The organism is Kitasatospora sp. NPDC097605 (genome assembly GCF_040302725.1).
In the GTDB taxonomy this organism is placed as follows: Bacteria; Actinomycetota; Actinomycetes; order Streptomycetales; family Streptomycetaceae; genus Kitasatospora.
In genome coordinates this window covers 1-17922 of the sequence record NZ_JBEOSF010000033.1, presented here as the reverse complement: position 1 = coordinate 17922, position 17922 = coordinate 1, and the positions used below count along the sequence as shown (strand labels likewise).

The following is a 17922-nucleotide window of genomic DNA, read 5'->3' as shown; positions in this document are numbered from 1 at the left end:
GAGTGTCCGACCACCGTTCAGGGGCGGGCGACGCGCAGGCGTTCCCAGAGGCCGGCCAGATGCGCGTGCAGGACCTCCTCGGCCTCCGCCTCGGCCAGGTGGCCGATGAGCACCTGCGCGGTGAGGCCGTCGGCGAGGGCGAGCAGGGTGCGGGCCTCGCGCCCCGGGTCGGACGGCGCGGCGCCTTCGCCTTCGCCGGCCGAACCGCCGGCCGAACCGCCGGCCGAACCGCTCCCGGCGGCCTCCGCGATGAGGCGCGCGACGAGGTCCTGAAGGGCCGCGTAGCTGCTTCTCAGCGGACCGGCCAGCGGCTCGCTGACGGCCGCCTTGGCGACGAACGCGAGCCAGACCCGGGCCTCGGCGCGGTGTTCCTCGCGGAGCAGGGCGACCTCGGCGACCACGTGCCCCAGGGCGGTGCCGGCCGAGTGGGCCGGACTGCCGGCCAGCCGGTACCGCGCGCGTTCGGTGACGCGTTCGCCGACGTGGCCGACGGCGAACAGGAGCATCTCCTCCTTGGTGCGGAAGCAGCGCTGAACAGCGCCCACGGAGACCTGCGCGCGGGCTGCGACGTCGCGCACGGTCACTCCCTCCGGCCCGTGTTCGTCGGCGAGGAGGCAGACGGCCTCGGCGATCCGCCGGCGTCGGCCTTCGTAGTCCACCTGCTTGGGCATGCTCGGCCCCTCCTTATTTCGATACGATCGTATCGCTTCCGGGGTATGGTTCCGCCACGAGCACATCGACAGCCCGTCGACGGCTCGTCGACACGTGGATGGGGAGCACGAGGATCATGCGGGACGCGCTGTGGAAGCTGCCCGCCGCCGACCAGGCGGCGGCGGTCCGAACCGGGGGGATCTCGGCGGTCGAACTGGTCGACAGCCATCTGGAACGCATCGCCGAGGTCAACCCCCGGGTCAACGCGGTCACCCAACTGCTGGCCGAGCGCGCCCGCGAGGCCGCCGGGCGGACGGACCGGCGGCGGGCCGCCGGCGAGGAGCTCGGGCCGCTGGCCGGTGTGCCCTTCACGGTGAAGGAGTCCACCGCGATCGAGGGCGTGCCGACCACCTTCGGGGCGGCGCGCTTCCGCGACCTGGTGGCGTCCGAGGACGCGCTGCCGGTGGCCCGGCTCCGGGCGGCCGGCGCCATCCCCATCGGGCACAGCAACATGCCGACCCTGATCCTGGCGGGGATGCACTCCCGCAGCGAGCTGTTCGGCGACACCGTCAACCCGTGGGACCCGGGCCGGACCCCGGGCGGCAGCAGCGGCGGCGACGGGGTGGCGGTGGCCACCGGCATGGCCGCGCTCGGACTCGGCAACGACTCCGGCGGATCCGTCCGGGTCCCGGCCTCGTTCTGCGGCGTGGCCGGGCTGAAGCCGACCGCCGGACGGTTCCCCGCCGACCACCGCGTCTTCGGCCCGGAGGACCCGGGACCGGCCTCGCAGATCCTGGTCACCGACGGGCCCCTGGCCCGCCGGATCGCCGACCTGCGGCTGGCGTACGAGGCGCTGGCCGGGCCCGACCCGCGGGACCCCCGGGCCGTCCCGGTGCCCTTGTACGGCGAGCCGCTGCCGGGGCCGGTGAAGGTCGCGGTCGTCGCCGACCCCGGCGGCCACGGCGTCCACCCGACGGTCCGCGCGGCCGTCGCGGCCGCGGCCGAAGCGCTGCGCGACGCCGGGTACGACGTGCGGGAGGTGGCGGACGTGCCGCGGCTGGACGAGGCGCTGGAGGCGTACGGCCGGATCACCGTGACCGAGTTCGCTCCGGCCTGGCCGGTGGTGCGGACCCTGCTCGGCGAGGGCGGGGACCGCTACATCGGGATGGCGATGGAGAAGACCCCGCCCGCGACCGCCGCGGAGTTCATGAAGCTGATGGGGTCCTGGCTGGGCATCCGCCGGTCCTGGGCGGAGTTCCTCGACGAGTACCCGCTGCTGCTCGGACCGGTGTTCACCGAGCCGCCGGTCGAGCCGGGTCTGGAGTCGCGCGACCGGGCGGGGCACGAACGGGTCGGCGCGGGCATGCGGCTGTGCTCGGTGACCAGCTTCGTGGGCGTGCCCGGGGTCGCCGTGCCGACCGGGGTGGCCGATGGGCTGCCGTCCGGCGTGCAGGTCATCGGGCGTGCCTTCCGGGAGGACCTGTGCCTGGCCGCCGCCCAGGAGATCGAGGACCGCCTCGGCGTGCTCACCCCGGTCGACCCCCGCTGAGCCGGACCGCGCCGGACCGCGCCGCGCCGCGGCCGCCGGCCCCGGCCCGTCAGTCCGCGGCCAGCGGCTTCACCCAGCGCGTCCACTGCGGCTGCGGGCCGTAGCCGGCGGCCTGCCAGGTCCGGTGGCCGAGGGCGTTGTCGTCCAGCACCATCGCGTCGGCGCGGCGGCCGCCGAGGGCGGTGAAGCGGTCCTCGGCGGCCGCCAGCAGGGCGGCGCCGATGCCGCGCCGGCGGTGGTCCGGGTCGACGGCGAGCCGGTAGAGGTGGCAGCGCCAGCCGTCCCAGCCCGCGATGACGGTGCCGAGCAGGACGGCCGGGTCGTCCGCCCGGACGGCGACCAGCAGGCCGTGCGGGTCGCGGGCGAGCAGGGCCGCCACGCCCTCGGCGTCGTCGGTGATGCTGGTGCCCTTGGCGGCGCGGGCCCAGAGCGCGAGCACGGCGGGGATCTCGTCGGGGACGGCGGGGCGCAGGGTGAAGTCGGCCATGGCCGACTGTCTACCAGCGCCCCGCGCCGACCCGCCGGGAATTTCAGGAGCCGGACGGCCCGCCCGCCAGCTCCCACACCGTCGTCGTCTTCAGCGCCGCGTCCTCCAGGTCCGCGACCACCGGCACCTCGTACGCCGCCAGCGCCGTGAAGCGCTCGCGCGGCAGATAGGCGCGGCCCGGGTCGCCGACGATCACCGCCGCGCCCCGCGCCCGGGCGCGCTGCAGGAACGGCAGGAAGCGCGCCGCCATCGTCCGCTCGTAGAAGACGTCCCCGGCGAGCACCACCTCCGCCGGCGCGCCGTCGCCGTCCAGCAGGTCCTCGACGGCCGCCGCGACCCGCACACCGTTGGCGGCCGCGTTGACCTCGATGGCGGCGACGGCGTACGCGTCGATCTCGGCGGCCCGCACCGACCGGGCGCCGCGCAGCGCCGCCGCGATGCCGACCAGGCCGGAGCCGGCCGCGAGGTCCAGCACCGTCCGGCCGGCGACCAGTTCGGGGTGGTCCAGCACATAGCGGGCCACCCCGACGCCGCCGGCCCAGGCGAACGCCCAGAACGGCGGCGGCAGCCCGCGTTCGCCGCGTGCGGACTCGGTGGTCTCCCACAGCGCGATGGCGTCCTCCGCCATGTGCAGGCGCACCTCGGGCACGAAAGGCACCGGCCCGATCCGGGTCCGGGTCCGAACGAACTCCTGGTCCGACAAGATGGCCGCCCCCGAACCGACCGGGCGTGTCTCGCTCAGCATGCGCAGCAGCATAAGGCCCCTGGGCGGTCGCTCCGTCCACGCCCTTGACGCCGGCTCAGTTCACCCCGGGGCGGTTCAGTCGGTGGCCGCCAAGGGGACGCGGAAGCGGTTGATCGCGTCGAGGTGCTTGGCGCGCAGCTCGTGGTCGCGCACGCCGAGGCCCTCCTCGGGGGCCAGGCAGAGCACGCCGACCTTGCCCTGGTGGACGTTGCGGTGGACGTCGTGGGCGGCCTGTCCGGTCTCGTCCAGGGTGTAGGTCCGGGAGAGGGTCGGGTGGATCCTGCCCTTGGCGATCAGGCGGTTGGCCTCCCAGGCCTCGCGGTAGTTGGCGAAGTGCGTGCCGACGATGCGCTTGAGCGACATCCAGAGGTACCGGTTGTCGTACTGGTGCATGTAGCCGGAGGTGGAGGCGCAGGTGACGACCGTACCGCCCTTGCGGGTGACGAAGACGCTGGCACCGAAGGTCTCCCGGCCGGGGTGCTCGAAGACGATGTCGACGTCCTCGCCGCCGGTCAGCTCACGGATCCGGGCCCCCAGCCGCTTCCACTCGCGCGGGTCCTGGGTGTGCTCGTCCTTCCAGAACCGGTAGTCCTCGGCGGACCGGTCGATGATCGCCTCGGCGCCCATCGCCCGGCAGATCTCGGCTTTCCCGGGACTGGACACCACGCAGACGGGGTTGGCGCCGCCGGCCAGCGCGAGCTGGGTGGCGTACGAGCCGAGGCCGCCGCTGGCGCCCCAGATCAGCACGTTGTCGCCCTGCTTCATGCCGGCGCCGTTGCGCGAGACCAGCTGGCGGTAGGCGGTGGAGTTGACCAGACCGGAGGCCGCGGACTCCTCCCAGGTCAGGTGGGCGGGCTTGGGCATCAGCTGGTTGGACTTGACCAGGGCCAGCTGGGCGAGGCCGCCGAAGTTGGTCTCGAAGCCCCAGATCCGCTGCTCGGGGTCGAGCATGGTGTCGCCGTGGCCGTCGGCGGACTCCAGCTCCACCGACAGGCAGTGGGCGACCACCTCGTCCCCGGGGTGCCAGGCGTTGACGCCGGGGCCGGTGCGCAGCACCACGCCGGCCAGGTCGGAGCCTATGACGTGGTACGGCAGGTCGTGGCGCCTGGCGAGGGGGGACTGTCTACCGTAGCGCTCCAGGAAGCCGAAGGTGGGCAGCGGCTCGAAGATCGCGCTCCAGACCGAGTTGTAGTTCACGGAACTGGCCATCACCGCGACCAGGGCTTCGCCGGGGCCGAGTTCGGGGACGGGCACCTGCTCCACGTGGAGGGACTTGCGGGGGTCCTTGTCCCGGCTCTCGATGCCGGCGAACATCTCCACGTCCTGCTTGCGGACCGTCACGGCCCGGTACGACTCGGGAAGCGGCAGGGCGGCGAAGTCCTGCCGGGTGGCTTCACCGGACACGACGGCGTTCAGGATGGATTCCACGTCGATCACCTCAAGACGGCTGGCTGCTGCGACGGATGGGAGGCGGTGGGGACGGCCGGGCCCTCATCGATCGGAAGGCGGAGGGGGGCGTCGGCGGCCATCGTAGGACGGGAGGACCCCCTACTCGGGGCCCTCACCTCCCCTAACTCGCGCCGCCGGCCGGTACCGGGGCGGGCTGCGCCGCACGCTCCACGACTCGTGGTCTCCGGGTGTCCGGATCGCCTTGGCGAACCGTTGACGCAATACGCCGGGCGCCCGCCCGACCCCGGCGAACGGCCGGCGAACGCCGTGCCCGCGCGGCCGGCCGCCGGCAGCCGGTTCAGGTCGGATTCCGGACACATCTTTTTCGACAATGGCCCGATTTTCCGGATAGCCAACGTGCAGATCGCTGATGCCCGACAGTCGACCGCCGTTCATCGGCGGGTGCGGCGAACGGCACGGGCCCGCCAGTTGCCCCGGCCGTTACCCCGCATAACTGGCCGAAAACGTGTCCCCGCAGTGTTTTATCCCGGAAGGACCGGTCATGTACACCCCTAACCTGACCCCCCGGCACCCCTACCTGCGCCGGAGATCCCGCACCGGCCAGGGCGATGTGACTCACCGCCAGCTCCGGGCGTCCGATTCTTGTGTACGAAGAAACCCGTGGAGGTCGTCCTATTGATCGCCACCCCTATCACTCGGGTACCATCCCCCCAACTGTCGTCAGCCCTACCGGATCAGGCCGGCGGCGATCTGACCACCGATCGGAGACTTGAGGATGCTGACCGGCAGAGGCGAGCAACTCACCAAGCTGGCTGATGAATTCTCTCACTGCCTCTCCGGCAATGCAGGTGTCGTTGTTCTCCAAGGTCCAGCTGGATTCGGAAAGACAGCAATCTTAACGGAATTCGCACGGCAGTTGGAGCACAGTCGGGCGGCGGTTCTCCGTATCACCGGGAATCCCGGGGAGCGCGAGGTTCCGCTGGCGGCGCTGCGCCAGCTCCTCCACGACCCCGGCCTGCCGGCCCCGGCGCACGCGCCGCTGCGGGCGGCGGCCGAAGCGCCGTCCGGCCGCAACGACTTCTGCCTGGCCCTGCACGACCTCGCCTCCCAACTGCCCGTGGTGGTCCTGGTGGACGACGTCCAGTACGTCGACGCACCCTCGCTGCGCCACCTGCTGGCGGCCACCAGCCCCATGCACGGCGCCCCCATGCTGCTGGTCCTCACCGATTCCGCCGTCCACGAGCGGCGCAGCGACCCGGCCCTGCGCACCCTCTTCCTCCAGCACCCCAACCGGCGCCGGATCATCCTTCCCCCGCTCCGCACGGACCATGTGGCCGAAGTGCTCGGCAGGACGTTCGGCGCGGCCGAGGCCCGCCGGCGCGCCCCGTCCTGGCACGCCGTCAGCGGCGGCAATCCCCTCCTCCTGCGCGCCCTGCTGGAGGACCACCACACCGCCGCCGCGCAGGGGCGCCTCCCCTCCCCGGACGAGCCCGAGGTCGGCGAGGCCTTCATCTCCGCGGTGCGCAGCATCCTGCGCCGCTCCGGCCCGATCGCCGAGGACCTGGTGAAGGGCCTGTCCGTGCTCGGCCGCGCGGGCTCGCCCGACCTGCTCAGCCTGATGCTGGACGTCAGCCGCGGCACCGTGACCCGCGGCATCGAGGCGCTGAACACGGTCGGGCTGCTGGACTGCTGCGCGCTGCGCCACCCGCTGGTGCAGGGGACGCTGCTCGACGAGATGGCTCCGCAGGCACGCGCCGAGCTGCACCGGCGGGCGGCCGAGGTGCTGCACCGGGTGGGCGCCGGCGATCTGAAGGTCGCCGAGCACCTGCTGGCCGCCAGGGCCTCCGCGTCGTTCCCGCAGTGGGCCGTCGACGTGCTGCGCCACGCCGCCGAGCAGGTGCTCGCCGGCGATGTGCGGCTGGCGGTGCGCTACCTGGAGCTCGCCTGCGCCGCCTGCACCGCTCCGGCGCAGCGCACCGAGATCCGGCTGCGGCTCGCGGCCGTCCTGCTGCGCCTGGACCCCTCGGCGGTGGAGACCCATCTCATGGAGCCGCTCGCCCTGCTGGACAGCGACCGGCTGCCGGAGTCCTGCGCGGGCCCGCTGGCCCGGCTGCTGCTCGCGCTGGGGCGGGTCGAGGAGGCACGGCGGACGCTGCGCCGCTTCGGCGGCGAGGGCCAGGGCGCTCCCGGCACCGCGGACGCGCCCGGGGCGCTGGACACCGCGCTGATCGGTTCGGCCCTGAAGGCGCCGGCGCACAGTTCCGCCGCGCCGGCCGTCACGCTGCCCGGCCCCACCCCGGCGCGCCCGCTCCGCGACGAGCCGGTCGCCCTGGTGGCCGAGGGCTCGCTGCAGCTCCTGGCGCTCACCGAGGCGACCTTCGAGCCCGCCGTGACGGCCCTGTCCGCGCTGGCCCGGGGCAGCCGCGGCTCCGCCGAGATCGAGACCTGGTGGCAGTTGCTGACCGCCGAGGCCCAGGGCTGGCAGACGCCGGGCTGGCGGACCATACTCGCCATGGTCCGCAGCGAGATCTCGCTCTGGCAGGGCGACCTGCACAAGGCGGTGGAGCACGCCTCCGACTCCCTGGAGGGGATCGCGGAGGAGGTCGGCAACGTCTTCGCCGCGGGGGCGATCGCCACCCAGATCCTCGCCTACACCGCCATGGGGCGGCTGAACGCGGCGGCCCGCCAGCTCAGCCGCCCGGTGCGGGACAGCGTCTTCCGCAGCATCTACGGGCTGAAGTACCTGCGGGCGCGCGGGCACTACTACCTGGCGACCGGCCGGGCGCACGCCGCGCTCGGCGAGTTCCTCATGGCGGAGCGGCTCGGCAAGCAGTGGAACGTCGACCAGCCGGTGCTCCTGCCCTGGAACCTGGACGTCGCGGAGGCGTGGCTGCGCATCGGCGAGCGGGAGCCCGCCGAGCGCCTGATCAGGAGCCAGCTGCAGGAGACCGGCAGCTCCCGCATCCGGGGCACCGCGCTGCGGCTGCACGCCGGCCTCAGCGAACCCGCGCTGCGGCCCCGGACGCTCTCCCTGGCGGTGGCCGAGCTGGAGCGGTCCGGCGACCGGCTGGAACTGGCCCGCACCCTGGCCGACCTCGGCCGGGCGCACCGGGCGCTGGGCGAGTTCAGCCGGGCCGGCACGATCACGGACCGGGCCTGGCAGATGGCCAAGGAGTGCGGGGCCGACGCGCTGTGCGAGGCCATCCGGCCGGGCCGGCTGAAAGCGCACGAGCGCTCCCGGGAGGACGACAGCGGGGCCGGCCCGCTGGCCAAGCTCAGCGATTCGGAGATCCGGGTCGCCGCCCTCGCGGCGCAGGGGTCCACGAACCGGGAGATCGCGGCCGAGCTGTACATCACCGTGAGCACGGTCGAGCAGCACCTCACCCGGGTGTACCGGAAACTCAACATCCGCGGCCGCCGGCAGCTCATGATCGACTTCGCGGTGGACCGCGTCCCGCTGGCCTCCGGATTCGCTTGACGGCATCGGCCGGACCCGGATCGCCGAGGCCGCGCGGGCTCCGTGCGGACGGTTCCGGCCCTCTGGTCCAGGCCATTCCGGCCAGGGCCACGGGATGGTACACGGAGAATCAAGAGCGACCGGGGCCGGCGGCGCGGCCCCTGAATGACGCGAATACGGTAGGGGTGGCCCCCTGGGATCTAGGGGTTGGTCGCCCCTACCGTGCGCGATAGCCTCCCAACAGCTCCAACTGCCCGATCTGGCTTCGGCATTTGATTTTCCTGTGGAGAGGCGATCCGAGTCGCGATGTCTGGGAACACCGAGATGCACAACGATCCGATCGCCGTCGTCGGAGTGGCCTGCCGGCTTCCGCGGGTGACCGGTCCGGATGAATTCTGGGCACTGCTCCGCGACGGCGTCGACGCCATTACCGGAATACCCGGGGACCGCGCCGGAATCGCCGGATCCGGCCCGGAAAGCGGCCGCGGCGGATTCATCGGGCAGATCGACCGGTTCGACCCCGCATTCTTCGGGATATCGCCGCGCGAAGCCGCCGCCATGGACCCGCAGCAGCGCCTGGTGCTCGAACTCGGCTGGGAGGTGCTGGAGGACGCGGGCGCCGTTCCCTCCGCCCTGACGGGCAGCCGCACCGGCGTCTTCGTCGGCGCCATCGCGGACGACTACGCGGCCCTCCAGCACCGGCTCGGCGTGCCGGCCCTCACCCAGCACTCGCTGACCGGACTGCAGCGCGGCATCATCGCCAACCGCCTCTCCTACGTCCTCGGACTGCACGGCCCCAGCCTGGTCGTGGACACCGGCCAGTCCTCCTCCCTGGTCGCCGTCCACCTGGCCTGCGAGAGCCTGCGGCGCGGGGAGTCGCAACTCGCGCTGGCCGGCGGCGTCAACCTCAACGTCGCCCCCGAGAGCTTCGCCGGCGCCTCGAAGTTCGGCGCCCTCTCCCCCGACGGCCGCTGCCACACCTTCGACGCCCGGGCCAACGGCTACGTCCGGGGCGAGGGCGGTGCCCTGGTGGTCCTCAAGCCGCTCTCCCGGGCGGTCGCCGACGGCGACCGGGTCTACTGCCTGATCCACGGCTCCGCGACGAACAACGACGGCGGCGGCCTCAGCCTGACCACGCCGGACCGGGCCGGGCAGGAGGAGGTGCTGCGCGAGGCCTACCGGCTGGCCGGGGTCGACCCCGCCACCGTGCAGTACGTGGAACTGCACGGCACCGGCACCAAGGTCGGCGACCCGGTCGAGGCGGCGGCCCTCGGTGCCGTCCTGGGCGCGGCCCGGACCGCCGACGGCCCGCTGCGGGTCGGCTCCGCCAAGACCAACGTCGGTCACCTGGAGGGCGCGGCCGGCATCACGGGGCTGCTGAAGACCGTCCTCTCCCTCCACCACCGGGAACTGCCGCCCAGCCTCAACTTCGAGACGCCCAACCCGGCCATCGCGCTCGACGCGCTGAACCTCCGCGTCCAGACCGAGCGCGAGGAGTGGCCCAGCCCCGACGGCGGACCGCTGGTCGCGGGCGTCAGCTCGTTCGGCATGGGCGGCAGCAACTGCCATGTGGTGCTGTCGAGCTGGTCGGAGGAGGAGCGGCCCCCGACCGACGCTCCCGGCTCCGTGGTGCCGTGGGTGGTGTCCGGCAGGTCGGCCGCGGCGCTGCGGGAGCAGGCCCGGCGGCTGGGTGCGCACGTGGCGGCCTCGCCGGAGCTGTCACCGGTGGACGTGGGCTACTCGCTGGCGACCGGCCGGACCGCGTTCGAGCACCGCGCGGCGGTGGTCGGGCGGGACCGTGCGGAACTGCTGCGCGCGCTGGAGGAGTTGGCGTCCGGCGAAGCCTCGGGCACGCAGATCTCCGACGGGCTGACCGCGTTCCTGTTCACCGGCCAGGGTGCACAGCGACTCGGCATGGGAGCGGAGTTGTACGCGGCGTTCCCCGTGTTCGCCGCCGCGTTCGACGAGGTCCGCGCCGTCGTCGACGGGCACCTGGACCGTCCGCTGCGCGACGTCATCTCCTCGGACGCCGCACTGCTGGAGGGCACCGGGTACGCACAGGTGGCGCTGTTCGCGATCGAGGTCGCGCTCTACCGCCTCGTCGAATCCTGGGGCGTGCGCGCCGACTTCCTGGTCGGGCACTCGGTCGGTGAACTCGCCGCCGCCCACGTCGCGGGCGTCTGGTCGCTCGCCGACGCCTGCGCCCTGGTGGCCGCCCGTGGCCGACTGATGCAGGCCCTGCCCACCGGCGGCGCCATGGTCTCCGTCATCGCCTCGGAAGAAGAGGTGCTGCCACACCTGGCCGGCCACGAGGACCGCGTCTCCATCGCCGCCGTCAACGGCCCCACCGCCACCGTCCTCTCCGGCGACGAGGAAGCGGTCCTGGCCATCGCGGAGGCCGGCGGCTGGAAGTCCACCCGCCTGCGCGTCAGCCACGCCTTCCACTCCCCCTTGATCGAGCCGATGCTGGAGGAGTTCCGGCAGATCGCCCAGGGACTCACCTACCACGAGCCCACCATCGCCCTGGTCTCCAACGTCACCGGCGAAATCGCGACCCCGGAACTCGTCCGCTCACCCGACTACTGGGTCCGCCACGTCCGCGAAGCCGTCCGCTTCCACGACGGCATGACCACCCTGCGGGAACGCGGCGTCACCCGCTACATCGAACTCGGCCCCGCCGCCACCCTCACCGCCCTGGCCCAAACCTGCGTCGACTCAGGCGAGTTCATCCCCCTCCTGCGCAAGAACCGCCCCGAGGACGAGTCCGCGATCACCGCGCTCGGCCGCATCCACACCACCGGCCTGCCCATCGACTGGACCACCGTCTTCCCCGACGCCCACCGCGTCGACCTGCCCACCTACGCCTTCCAACGCGACCGCTACTGGCTCGACACCCCGGTCCCGGAGCTCGACGCCGCCGCGACCGAGGAGCCGGCCACCTGGCGCGACCGCCTGGCCGCCCTCGCCGACGAGACCGAGCAGCAGGAGGCCGCCGAGGAACTCGTCCGCAAGCACGCCGCGTTCGTCCTCGGCCACGCCACGCCCGCCGCGATCGACACCGACCGGGCGTTCAAGGAGCTGGGCTTCGACTCGATCAGCGCGGTCGAGCTGCGCGACCGGCTGAACGCCGCCACCGGGCTGCGGCTGCCCGGCACGATCCTCTTCGACCACCCCACGCCGGCCGCGCTGGCCCGCCACGTCCGCACCTCCGCCGTGGACCCCGACACGCCGGAGCGCGCCGCCTCGCCCCGGCCGTCCGTCCCCGCCGAGGACGAGCACGACCCGATCGCCATCGTCTCGATGAGCTGCCGGCTCCCGGGCGGCGTCCGGACCCCCGAGGAGCTGTGGGAGGTGGTCGCCGCCGGCCGGGACACGGTCGCGGGATTCCCCACCGAGCGCGGCTGGGACCTGGCCGACCTGTACGACCCCGACCCGTCCAAGCAGGGCAAGAGCTACGTCCGGGAGGGCGGCTTCCTGCACGACGCGGGCTGGTTCGACCCCGCCTTCTTCGGCATCAGCCCCCGCGAGGCCCAGGCGATGGACCCCCAGCAGCGGCTGCTGCTGGAGACCTCCTGGGAGGCCCTGGAGCGCGCGGGCATCCGGCCCGCGTCGCTGAAGGGCAGCCGCTGCGGGGTGTTCGTCGGGGCGATGCCCCAGGACTACGGGCCCCGGATGGAGGAACCGTCGGAGGGGTACGAGGGCTACCTGCTGACCGGCAGCACCACCAGCGTCATCTCCGGCCGGATCTCCTACACCCTCGGCCTCGAAGGCCCCGCCGTCTCGGTGGACACCGCCTGCTCGGCCTCCCTGATGGCGATCCACCTGGCCGTGCAGTCGCTGCGCCGGGGCGAGTGCTCACTGGCGCTGGCCGGCGGTGTCACCGTGATGTCCAGCCCCGGCATCTTCGTCGAGCTCAGCCGGCAGAAGGCGCTCTCCGCCGACGGCCGCTGCAAGGCCTTCTCCGCCCGGGCGGACGGCACCGGCTGGGGCGAGGGCGCCGGCATGATCCTGCTGGAGCGGCTCTCCGACGCCCGGCGCAACGGCCACCAGGTACTGGCCGTGATCCGCGGCAGCGCCGTCAACCAGGACGGCGCCAGCAACGGCCTGACCGCCCCGCACGGCCCCTCCCAGCAGCGGGTGATCCGGGCGGCGCTCGCCGACGCGGGCCTGTCCACCGGGGACGTCGACGCCGTCGAGGCGCACGGCACCGGCACCGCCCTCGGCGACCCGATCGAGGCCGGGGCGCTGCTCGCGACCTACGGCCAGGAGCGGGCGGACGGGCAGCCCCTGTGGCTGGGCTCGCTGAAGTCCAACTTCGCCCACCCGCAGGCGGCGGCCGGCGTGGCCGGGGTGATCAAGATGGTGATGGCCATCCGGCACGGCCTGCTGCCGAAGACCCTGCACGTCGACGAGCCGTCCCCGCACGTGGACTGGGAGTCGGGCGCGGTGCGGCTGCTGACCGACCCGACGCCGTGGCCGTCGACCGGACGGCCGAGGCGCGCCGGCGTCTCCTCCTTCGGGATCAGCGGCACCAACGCCCACGCCATCATCGAGCAGGCCCCGCAGGAGGCCGAGGCCCCGTCCGCCGACGCGGAGCCGGACGGCCTGGCCGGCCCGCTCCCGTGGACGCTCTCCGGCCGGACCGAGGAGGCGCTGCGCGCCCAGGCCGAGCGGCTGCGGGTGCACCTCGCGGCCCACCCCGGTACCGGGCTCGCCGACACCGGGTACGCGCTCGCCACCACCCGCACCGCGTTCGGCCACCGGGCCGCGATCGTCGCGGACGACCGCGCGGGCTTCCTCCAGGGCCTCGACGCGCTCGCGGACGGCGCGACCGCGCCCCACCTGGTGCAGGCCGCCGGCGCCGAGCGGCGCAAGGTCGCCTTCGTCTTCCCCGGCCAGGGCTCGCAGTGGATCGGCATGGCGCAGGAGCTGTGGCGGGACTCGCCGGTCTTCGCCGAGCAGCTGCGGGCGTGCGCCGACGCGTTCCGGCCGTTCATCGACTGGTCGCTGATGGACGTGCTGCACGACGAGCCGGACGCGCCCTCGCTGGAGCGCATCGACGTGATCCAGCCGACGCTGTTCGCGGTGATGGTGTCGCTGGCGGCCGTCTGGCGGTCGTACGGGATCGAACCGGCGGCCGTGATCGGGCACTCCCAGGGCGAGATCGCCGCGGCGTACGTCGCCGGCGGGCTGACCCTGGAGGACGCGGCCCGCATCGTCGCCCTGCGCAGCCTGCTCTGGTCGGAGCTCACCGGCAAGGGCGGCATGATGGCCGTCTCGCTGCCCGCCGAGGAGGCCCGCGAGCGGATCGGGCGCTGGTCGGACCGGCTGTCGATCGCCGCCGTCAACGGCCCGAGGTTCGTGACCGTCTCCGGCGACCCCGCGGCGCTCGACGAGCTGCTGGCCGCCCTGGAGGCCGAGGGCGTCCAGGCCCGCCGGATCCGCGGCGTCGACACCGCCGGCCACTCCGCCCAGGTGGACGTGCTGCGCGAGCGCATGGTGGAGGGGCTGCGGACGGTGGCGCCGACGGCCTCCGCCATCCCGTTCTACTCCACGGTGACCGGCGAGCGGCTGGACACTCGCGAACTGGACACCCGGTACTGGTACCGCAACATCCGGGACACGGTGGAGTTCGAGCGGGCCGCGCGGGAGCTGCTGGCCGCCGGCTTCACCGGGTTCGTCGAGTGCAGCCCGCACCCGGTGCTGCTGACGGCGCTGCAGGAGACCGCCGAGGACGCCGGCACCGCCGCGATCGCCGCCGTGGGAACGCTGCGCCGCGACGAGGGCGGGGCGCGGCGCTTCGTCAGCTCCCTGGCGCAGGCCCAGGTCCAGGGCATCGAACCCGACTGGGCGGCCGTCTTCGCCGGGCACGGCGCGCGGCGGGTGGACCTTCCGACCTACGCCTTCCAGCGCGAGCTGTACTGGCTCTCCCGGCCCGCCCCGAGCGGTGATGTGTCGACGGCGGGTCTGGAGCCGGCCGATCACCCGCTGCTCGGCGCCGCGGTCGCCCTCGCCGGGGCGGACGGCCACCTGTTCACCGGCCGGCTGTCCGTGCAGACGCACCCCTGGCTGGCCCACCACACGGCGCTCGGCACCCCGGTGCTGCCGGGTGGCGCCTTCGTGGAGCTCGCCGTCCGCGCGGGGGACCACGTCGGCTACGAGCGGATCGAGGAGCTGGTCGTCGAGGCGCCGCTGGCGCTGCCGGCCCAGGGCGCGGTGGTGCTCCAGGTGCGGCTGGGCGCGGGCGAGGACGAGCGGCGGACCTTCGAGGTGTTCGCCCGGCCGGAGCAGGCCGAGACGGAGCCGGGGGCGGAGCAGGGCGGGGCGGACCGGCCCTGGCGGCGGCACGCCACCGGCCTCCTGGCGGCCGGCGGGACGGCCGAGCCGTTCGACCTGACGGCCTGGCCGCCGGCCGGCGCCGTCCCGGTGGAAGGCGAGCGGCCCGACGGGATCACCGCCCTGTGGCGGCTCGGCGACGAGGTGTGCGCCGAGGCCGTCCTCAGCGAGGACACCGCGGGCGAGGCCGGGCTGTTCGGCCTGCACCCGGCGCTGCTGGAGGCCGCGCTGGGCGCGGCCGACGTGCTCGGCCGCGAGGGCGGCGACGCGAACGGCGGTATGGGCGCGGACCTCGACGCCCGGCTGGCGTTCGCCTGGAAGGGCGTCTCGCTGCACGCGACCGGCGCGTCCGCGCTGCGGGTGCGGCTGACCCCGACCGGCCCCGACGGGATGTCCGTCGCCCTCGCCGATCCGACCGGCCGGCCCGTGGCCGCCGTCGGCGAGGTGGCGTTGCGCGCCACGCGCCCGGAGGAGATCCGGGGCGGGCGTCCCGCCTTCCACCCGTCGCTGCTGCAGGTGGCGTGGAGCCCGGTGCGCGGCGGCGGATCCGCCGGATCGCGCCGGTGGGCGGTCCTCGGTGACGACGGCCTCGCCCTGCGCGCCGGCCTCGACCTGCCGGTCTTCGACTGGGACGCGGACACCGCCGACGTCCCCGACGCGGTGCTGATCGCCTGCACCGAGCCGCCGCACGGCACCGGCGCGGAGCCGGGCACGGCGGACGCCGTACGGGACGTCACGCACCGGGCCCTGGCCCTCGCCCAGCGCTGGCTCACCGACGAGCGGTGCGCCGCCTCCCGGCTGGTGTTCGTGACCCGGGGCGCCGTGGCGGCCGCCCCCGACGAGGACGTGCCCGACCTGGCGCACGCCGCGCTGTGGGGGCTGGTCCGCTCGGCGCAGACCGAGGAGCCGGACCGGTTCGTGCTCGTGGACCTCGACGCGGCCCCGGAGTCGCTGCGCGCGCTGCCCGCCGCGCTGGCCTCCGGCGAGCCCCAACTCGCCGTCCGCGAGGGCGCTGTGCTGGTCCCCCGGCTCGCCCGGGTCCCGGCCGACGCCCCGGCCGTCCCCCCGGCGTTCGACCCGGACGGCACCGTGCTGATCACCGGCGGCACCGGGACGCTGGGCGCGCTGGCGGCCCGCCACGCGGTGACCGAGTACGGCGTGCGGCACCTGCTGCTGACCAGCCGCCGCGGTCTCGCCGCGGCGGGTGCGGAGGAGCTGCGGTCCGAACTGGCCGCCCTCGGCGCCACGGTGACGGTGGCGGCGTGCGACGTCGCGGACCGCGCGGCGCTCGCGGAGCTGCTGGCCGCCGTGCCCGCCGGGCACCCGCTGACCGCGGTGATCCACACGGCCGGTGTGCTGGACGACGGCGTCGTCGCGGCCCTGACCCCGGAGCGGGTCGACGCCGTGCTGCGGCCCAAGGTCGACGCGGCGGTGAACCTGCACGAGCTGACCGCCGGCCTGGACCTGACCGCCTTCGTGCTGTACTCCTCCGTCGTCGCCACCATCGGCGGCGCCGGACAGGCGAACTACGCCGCGGCCAACGCCTTCCTGGACGCGCTGGCCCGCCGGCGCCGGGCCGCCGGCCTGGCCGGCCAGTCGCTCGCCTGGGGCCTGTGGGCCGAGCGCAGCACCATGAGCGTCCACCTGGACGACACCGATGTGCAGCGGATGGCCCGCTCCGGCATAGCCGCCATGCCCTCGGCGGAGGGCATGGCCCTGTTCGACACCGCTCTCGCGCTCGGCGACGCCGCGCTCGTCCCGGCCCGTACGGACCTAGCGGCGCTGCGGGCGCAGGCCGACACCCGGCCGGTGCCCCACCTGTTCCGGGGCCTGGTCCGGACGCCGAACCGGCGGGCGGCCCGGGGCCTCGCCGACGCCGGCGCCTCCTCGCTGGCCCAGCAGCTGGCGGCGCTGCCCGGACCGGAGCGCGACCGGTTCCTGCTGGACCTGGTGCGCTCCCACGCCGCGGCCGTCCTGGGGCACGGCTCTCCGGAGGCGATCTCCCCGGCCCGGGCGTTCCGCGAGGTCGGCTTCGACTCGCTGACCGCGGTGGAGCTCCGCAACCGGCTGAACACCGCCACCGGGCTGCGGCTGCCGACCAGCCTGCTCTTCGACTACCCGACCCCCGAGGCGCTCACCGCGTACATCCACACCTCGGCCCTCGGGGAGTCGGACACCGCACCCGCGCAGGTGGCGGGCACCACCGCCGGTGCGGACGACGACCCGATCGCCATCGTCGCGATGAGCTGCCGCCTGCCCGGCGGCGTGCGCAGCCCGGAGGACCTGTGGCGGCTGGTGGCCGACGGCGGCGACGTCATCTCCACCTTCCCCACCGACCGGAACTGGAACGTCGAGGAGCTCTACGACCCCAACCCGGACCAGCGCGGCAAGACCTACGCCAAGGAGGGCGGGTTCCTCTACGACGCCTACGACTTCGACCCGGAGTTCTTCGGGATCTCGCCCCGTGAGGCGCTGGCGATGGACCCCCAGCAGCGGCTGCTGCTGGAGACGTCCTGGGAGGTCGTGGAGCGCGCGGGCATCGACCCGTCCAGCCGGCGCGGAACGCCGACGGGCGTGTTCATCGGCACCAACGGGCAGGACTACGCCTCGCACCTGCGGCAGCTGCCCGAGGACCTGGAGGGCTACCTGCTGACCGGCAAGGCGGCCAGCGTGGTGTCCGGCCGGATCGCGTACGCCATGGGCCTGGAGGGTCCGGCGGTGACGGTCGACACCGCCTGCTCGTCCTCGCTGGTGGCGCTGCACCTGGCGGCGGAGTCGCTGCGGCGCGGAGAGTGCTCGATGGCGCTGGCCGGCGGTGTCACCGTGATGTCCACGCCGAGCCTCTTCATCGAGTTCAGCCGGCAGCGCGGACTGGCGCGCGACAGCCGTTCCAAGGCGTTCTCGGCGGCCGCCGACGGGACGAGCTGGTCCGAGGGCGCCGGAATGGTGCTGCTGGAGCGGCTGTCGGACGCGCGGCGCAACGGGCACCAGGTGCTCGCCGTGCTCCGGGGCAGCGCGATCAACCAGGACGGCGCCAGCAACGGCCTCAGCGCGCCGAACGGTCCCGCCCAGCAGCGGGTGATCCGGGCCGCGCTGACGAACGCGGGGCTGACGCCCGAGCAGGTCGACGCGGTGGAGGCGCACGGGACCGGGACGACGCTGGGTGACCCGATCGAGGCCGGCGCGCTGCTGGCCACCTACGGCCAGGGCCGGCCGGAGGAACGGCCGCTGTGGCTGGGCGCGTTGAAGTCCAACATCGGCCACACCCAGGCCGCCTCCGGGGTCGC

The 17922-nt window shown here is 74.4% G+C and carries 7 protein-coding genes; 3 read left to right on the top strand and 4 right to left on the bottom strand.

Going from position 1 to position 17922, the window contains the following annotated elements; all coding sequences use genetic code 11:
- Positions 1-17 precede the first annotated feature (17 nt).
- Complete coding sequence (locus ABTX81_RS29060; RefSeq protein ID WP_350551502.1) at positions 18-671, bottom strand: TetR/AcrR family transcriptional regulator; 654 nt, start codon at positions 669-671, stop codon at positions 18-20.
- A 116-nt stretch (positions 672-787) separates the two neighbouring features.
- Between ABTX81_RS29060 and ABTX81_RS29055 the strand changes: the two genes are divergently transcribed.
- Positions 788-2200, top strand: a complete 1413-nt coding sequence (locus tag ABTX81_RS29055; protein WP_350551499.1) for an amidase — start codon at positions 788-790, stop codon at positions 2198-2200.
- A gap of 49 nt (positions 2201-2249) precedes the next feature.
- On the opposite strand, the gene ABTX81_RS29050 is transcribed toward ABTX81_RS29055, so the two are convergent.
- The 3 genes from ABTX81_RS29050 to ccrA all read right to left on the bottom strand — a co-directional run bounded on the left by ABTX81_RS29050 (position 2250) and on the right by ccrA (position 4866).
- A complete protein-coding gene (locus ABTX81_RS29050) occupies positions 2250-2687 on the bottom strand; it encodes a GNAT family N-acetyltransferase (protein ID WP_350551496.1) in 438 nt (145 codons plus the stop codon).
- Between the two features lie 43 nt (positions 2688-2730).
- Positions 2731-3345 (bottom strand): class I SAM-dependent methyltransferase, encoded by a 615-nt coding sequence (locus tag ABTX81_RS29045; RefSeq protein ID WP_350551493.1) that lies wholly within the window; start codon positions 3343-3345, stop codon positions 2731-2733.
- Positions 3346-3507: 162 nt separating this feature from the next.
- Complete coding sequence (gene ccrA / locus ABTX81_RS29040; protein ID WP_350551711.1) at positions 3508-4866, bottom strand: crotonyl-CoA carboxylase/reductase; 1359 nt, start codon at positions 4864-4866, stop codon at positions 3508-3510.
- A gap of 751 nt (positions 4867-5617) precedes the next feature.
- Between ccrA and ABTX81_RS29035 the strand changes: the two genes are divergently transcribed.
- Positions 5618-8320 carry a helix-turn-helix transcriptional regulator gene (locus ABTX81_RS29035; protein WP_350551490.1) on the top strand — a complete coding sequence of 901 codons (2703 nt, stop codon included), beginning with the start codon at positions 5618-5620 and terminating at the stop codon, positions 8318-8320.
- A 285-nt stretch (positions 8321-8605) separates the two neighbouring features.
- A partial coding sequence (locus ABTX81_RS29030; RefSeq protein ID WP_350551487.1) for an SDR family NAD(P)-dependent oxidoreductase occupies positions 8606-17922 on the top strand: 9317 nt, incomplete at its 3' end.

What these genes read in the sequence shown, in the direction of transcription:
- ABTX81_RS29060 (WP_350551502.1), bottom strand. Translation starts at nt 671, where the DNA reads ATGCCCAAGCAGGTGGACTACGAAGGCCGACGCCGGCGGATCGCCGAG.
- ABTX81_RS29055 (WP_350551499.1), top strand. Translation starts at nt 788, where the DNA reads ATGCGGGACGCGCTGTGGAAGCTGCCCGCCGCCGACCAGGCGGCGGCG.
- ABTX81_RS29050 (WP_350551496.1), bottom strand. Translation starts at nt 2,687, where the DNA reads ATGGCCGACTTCACCCTGCGCCCCGCCGTCCCCGACGAGATCCCCGCC.
- ABTX81_RS29035 (WP_350551490.1), top strand. Translation starts at nt 5,618, where the DNA reads ATGCTGACCGGCAGAGGCGAGCAACTCACCAAGCTGGCTGATGAATTC.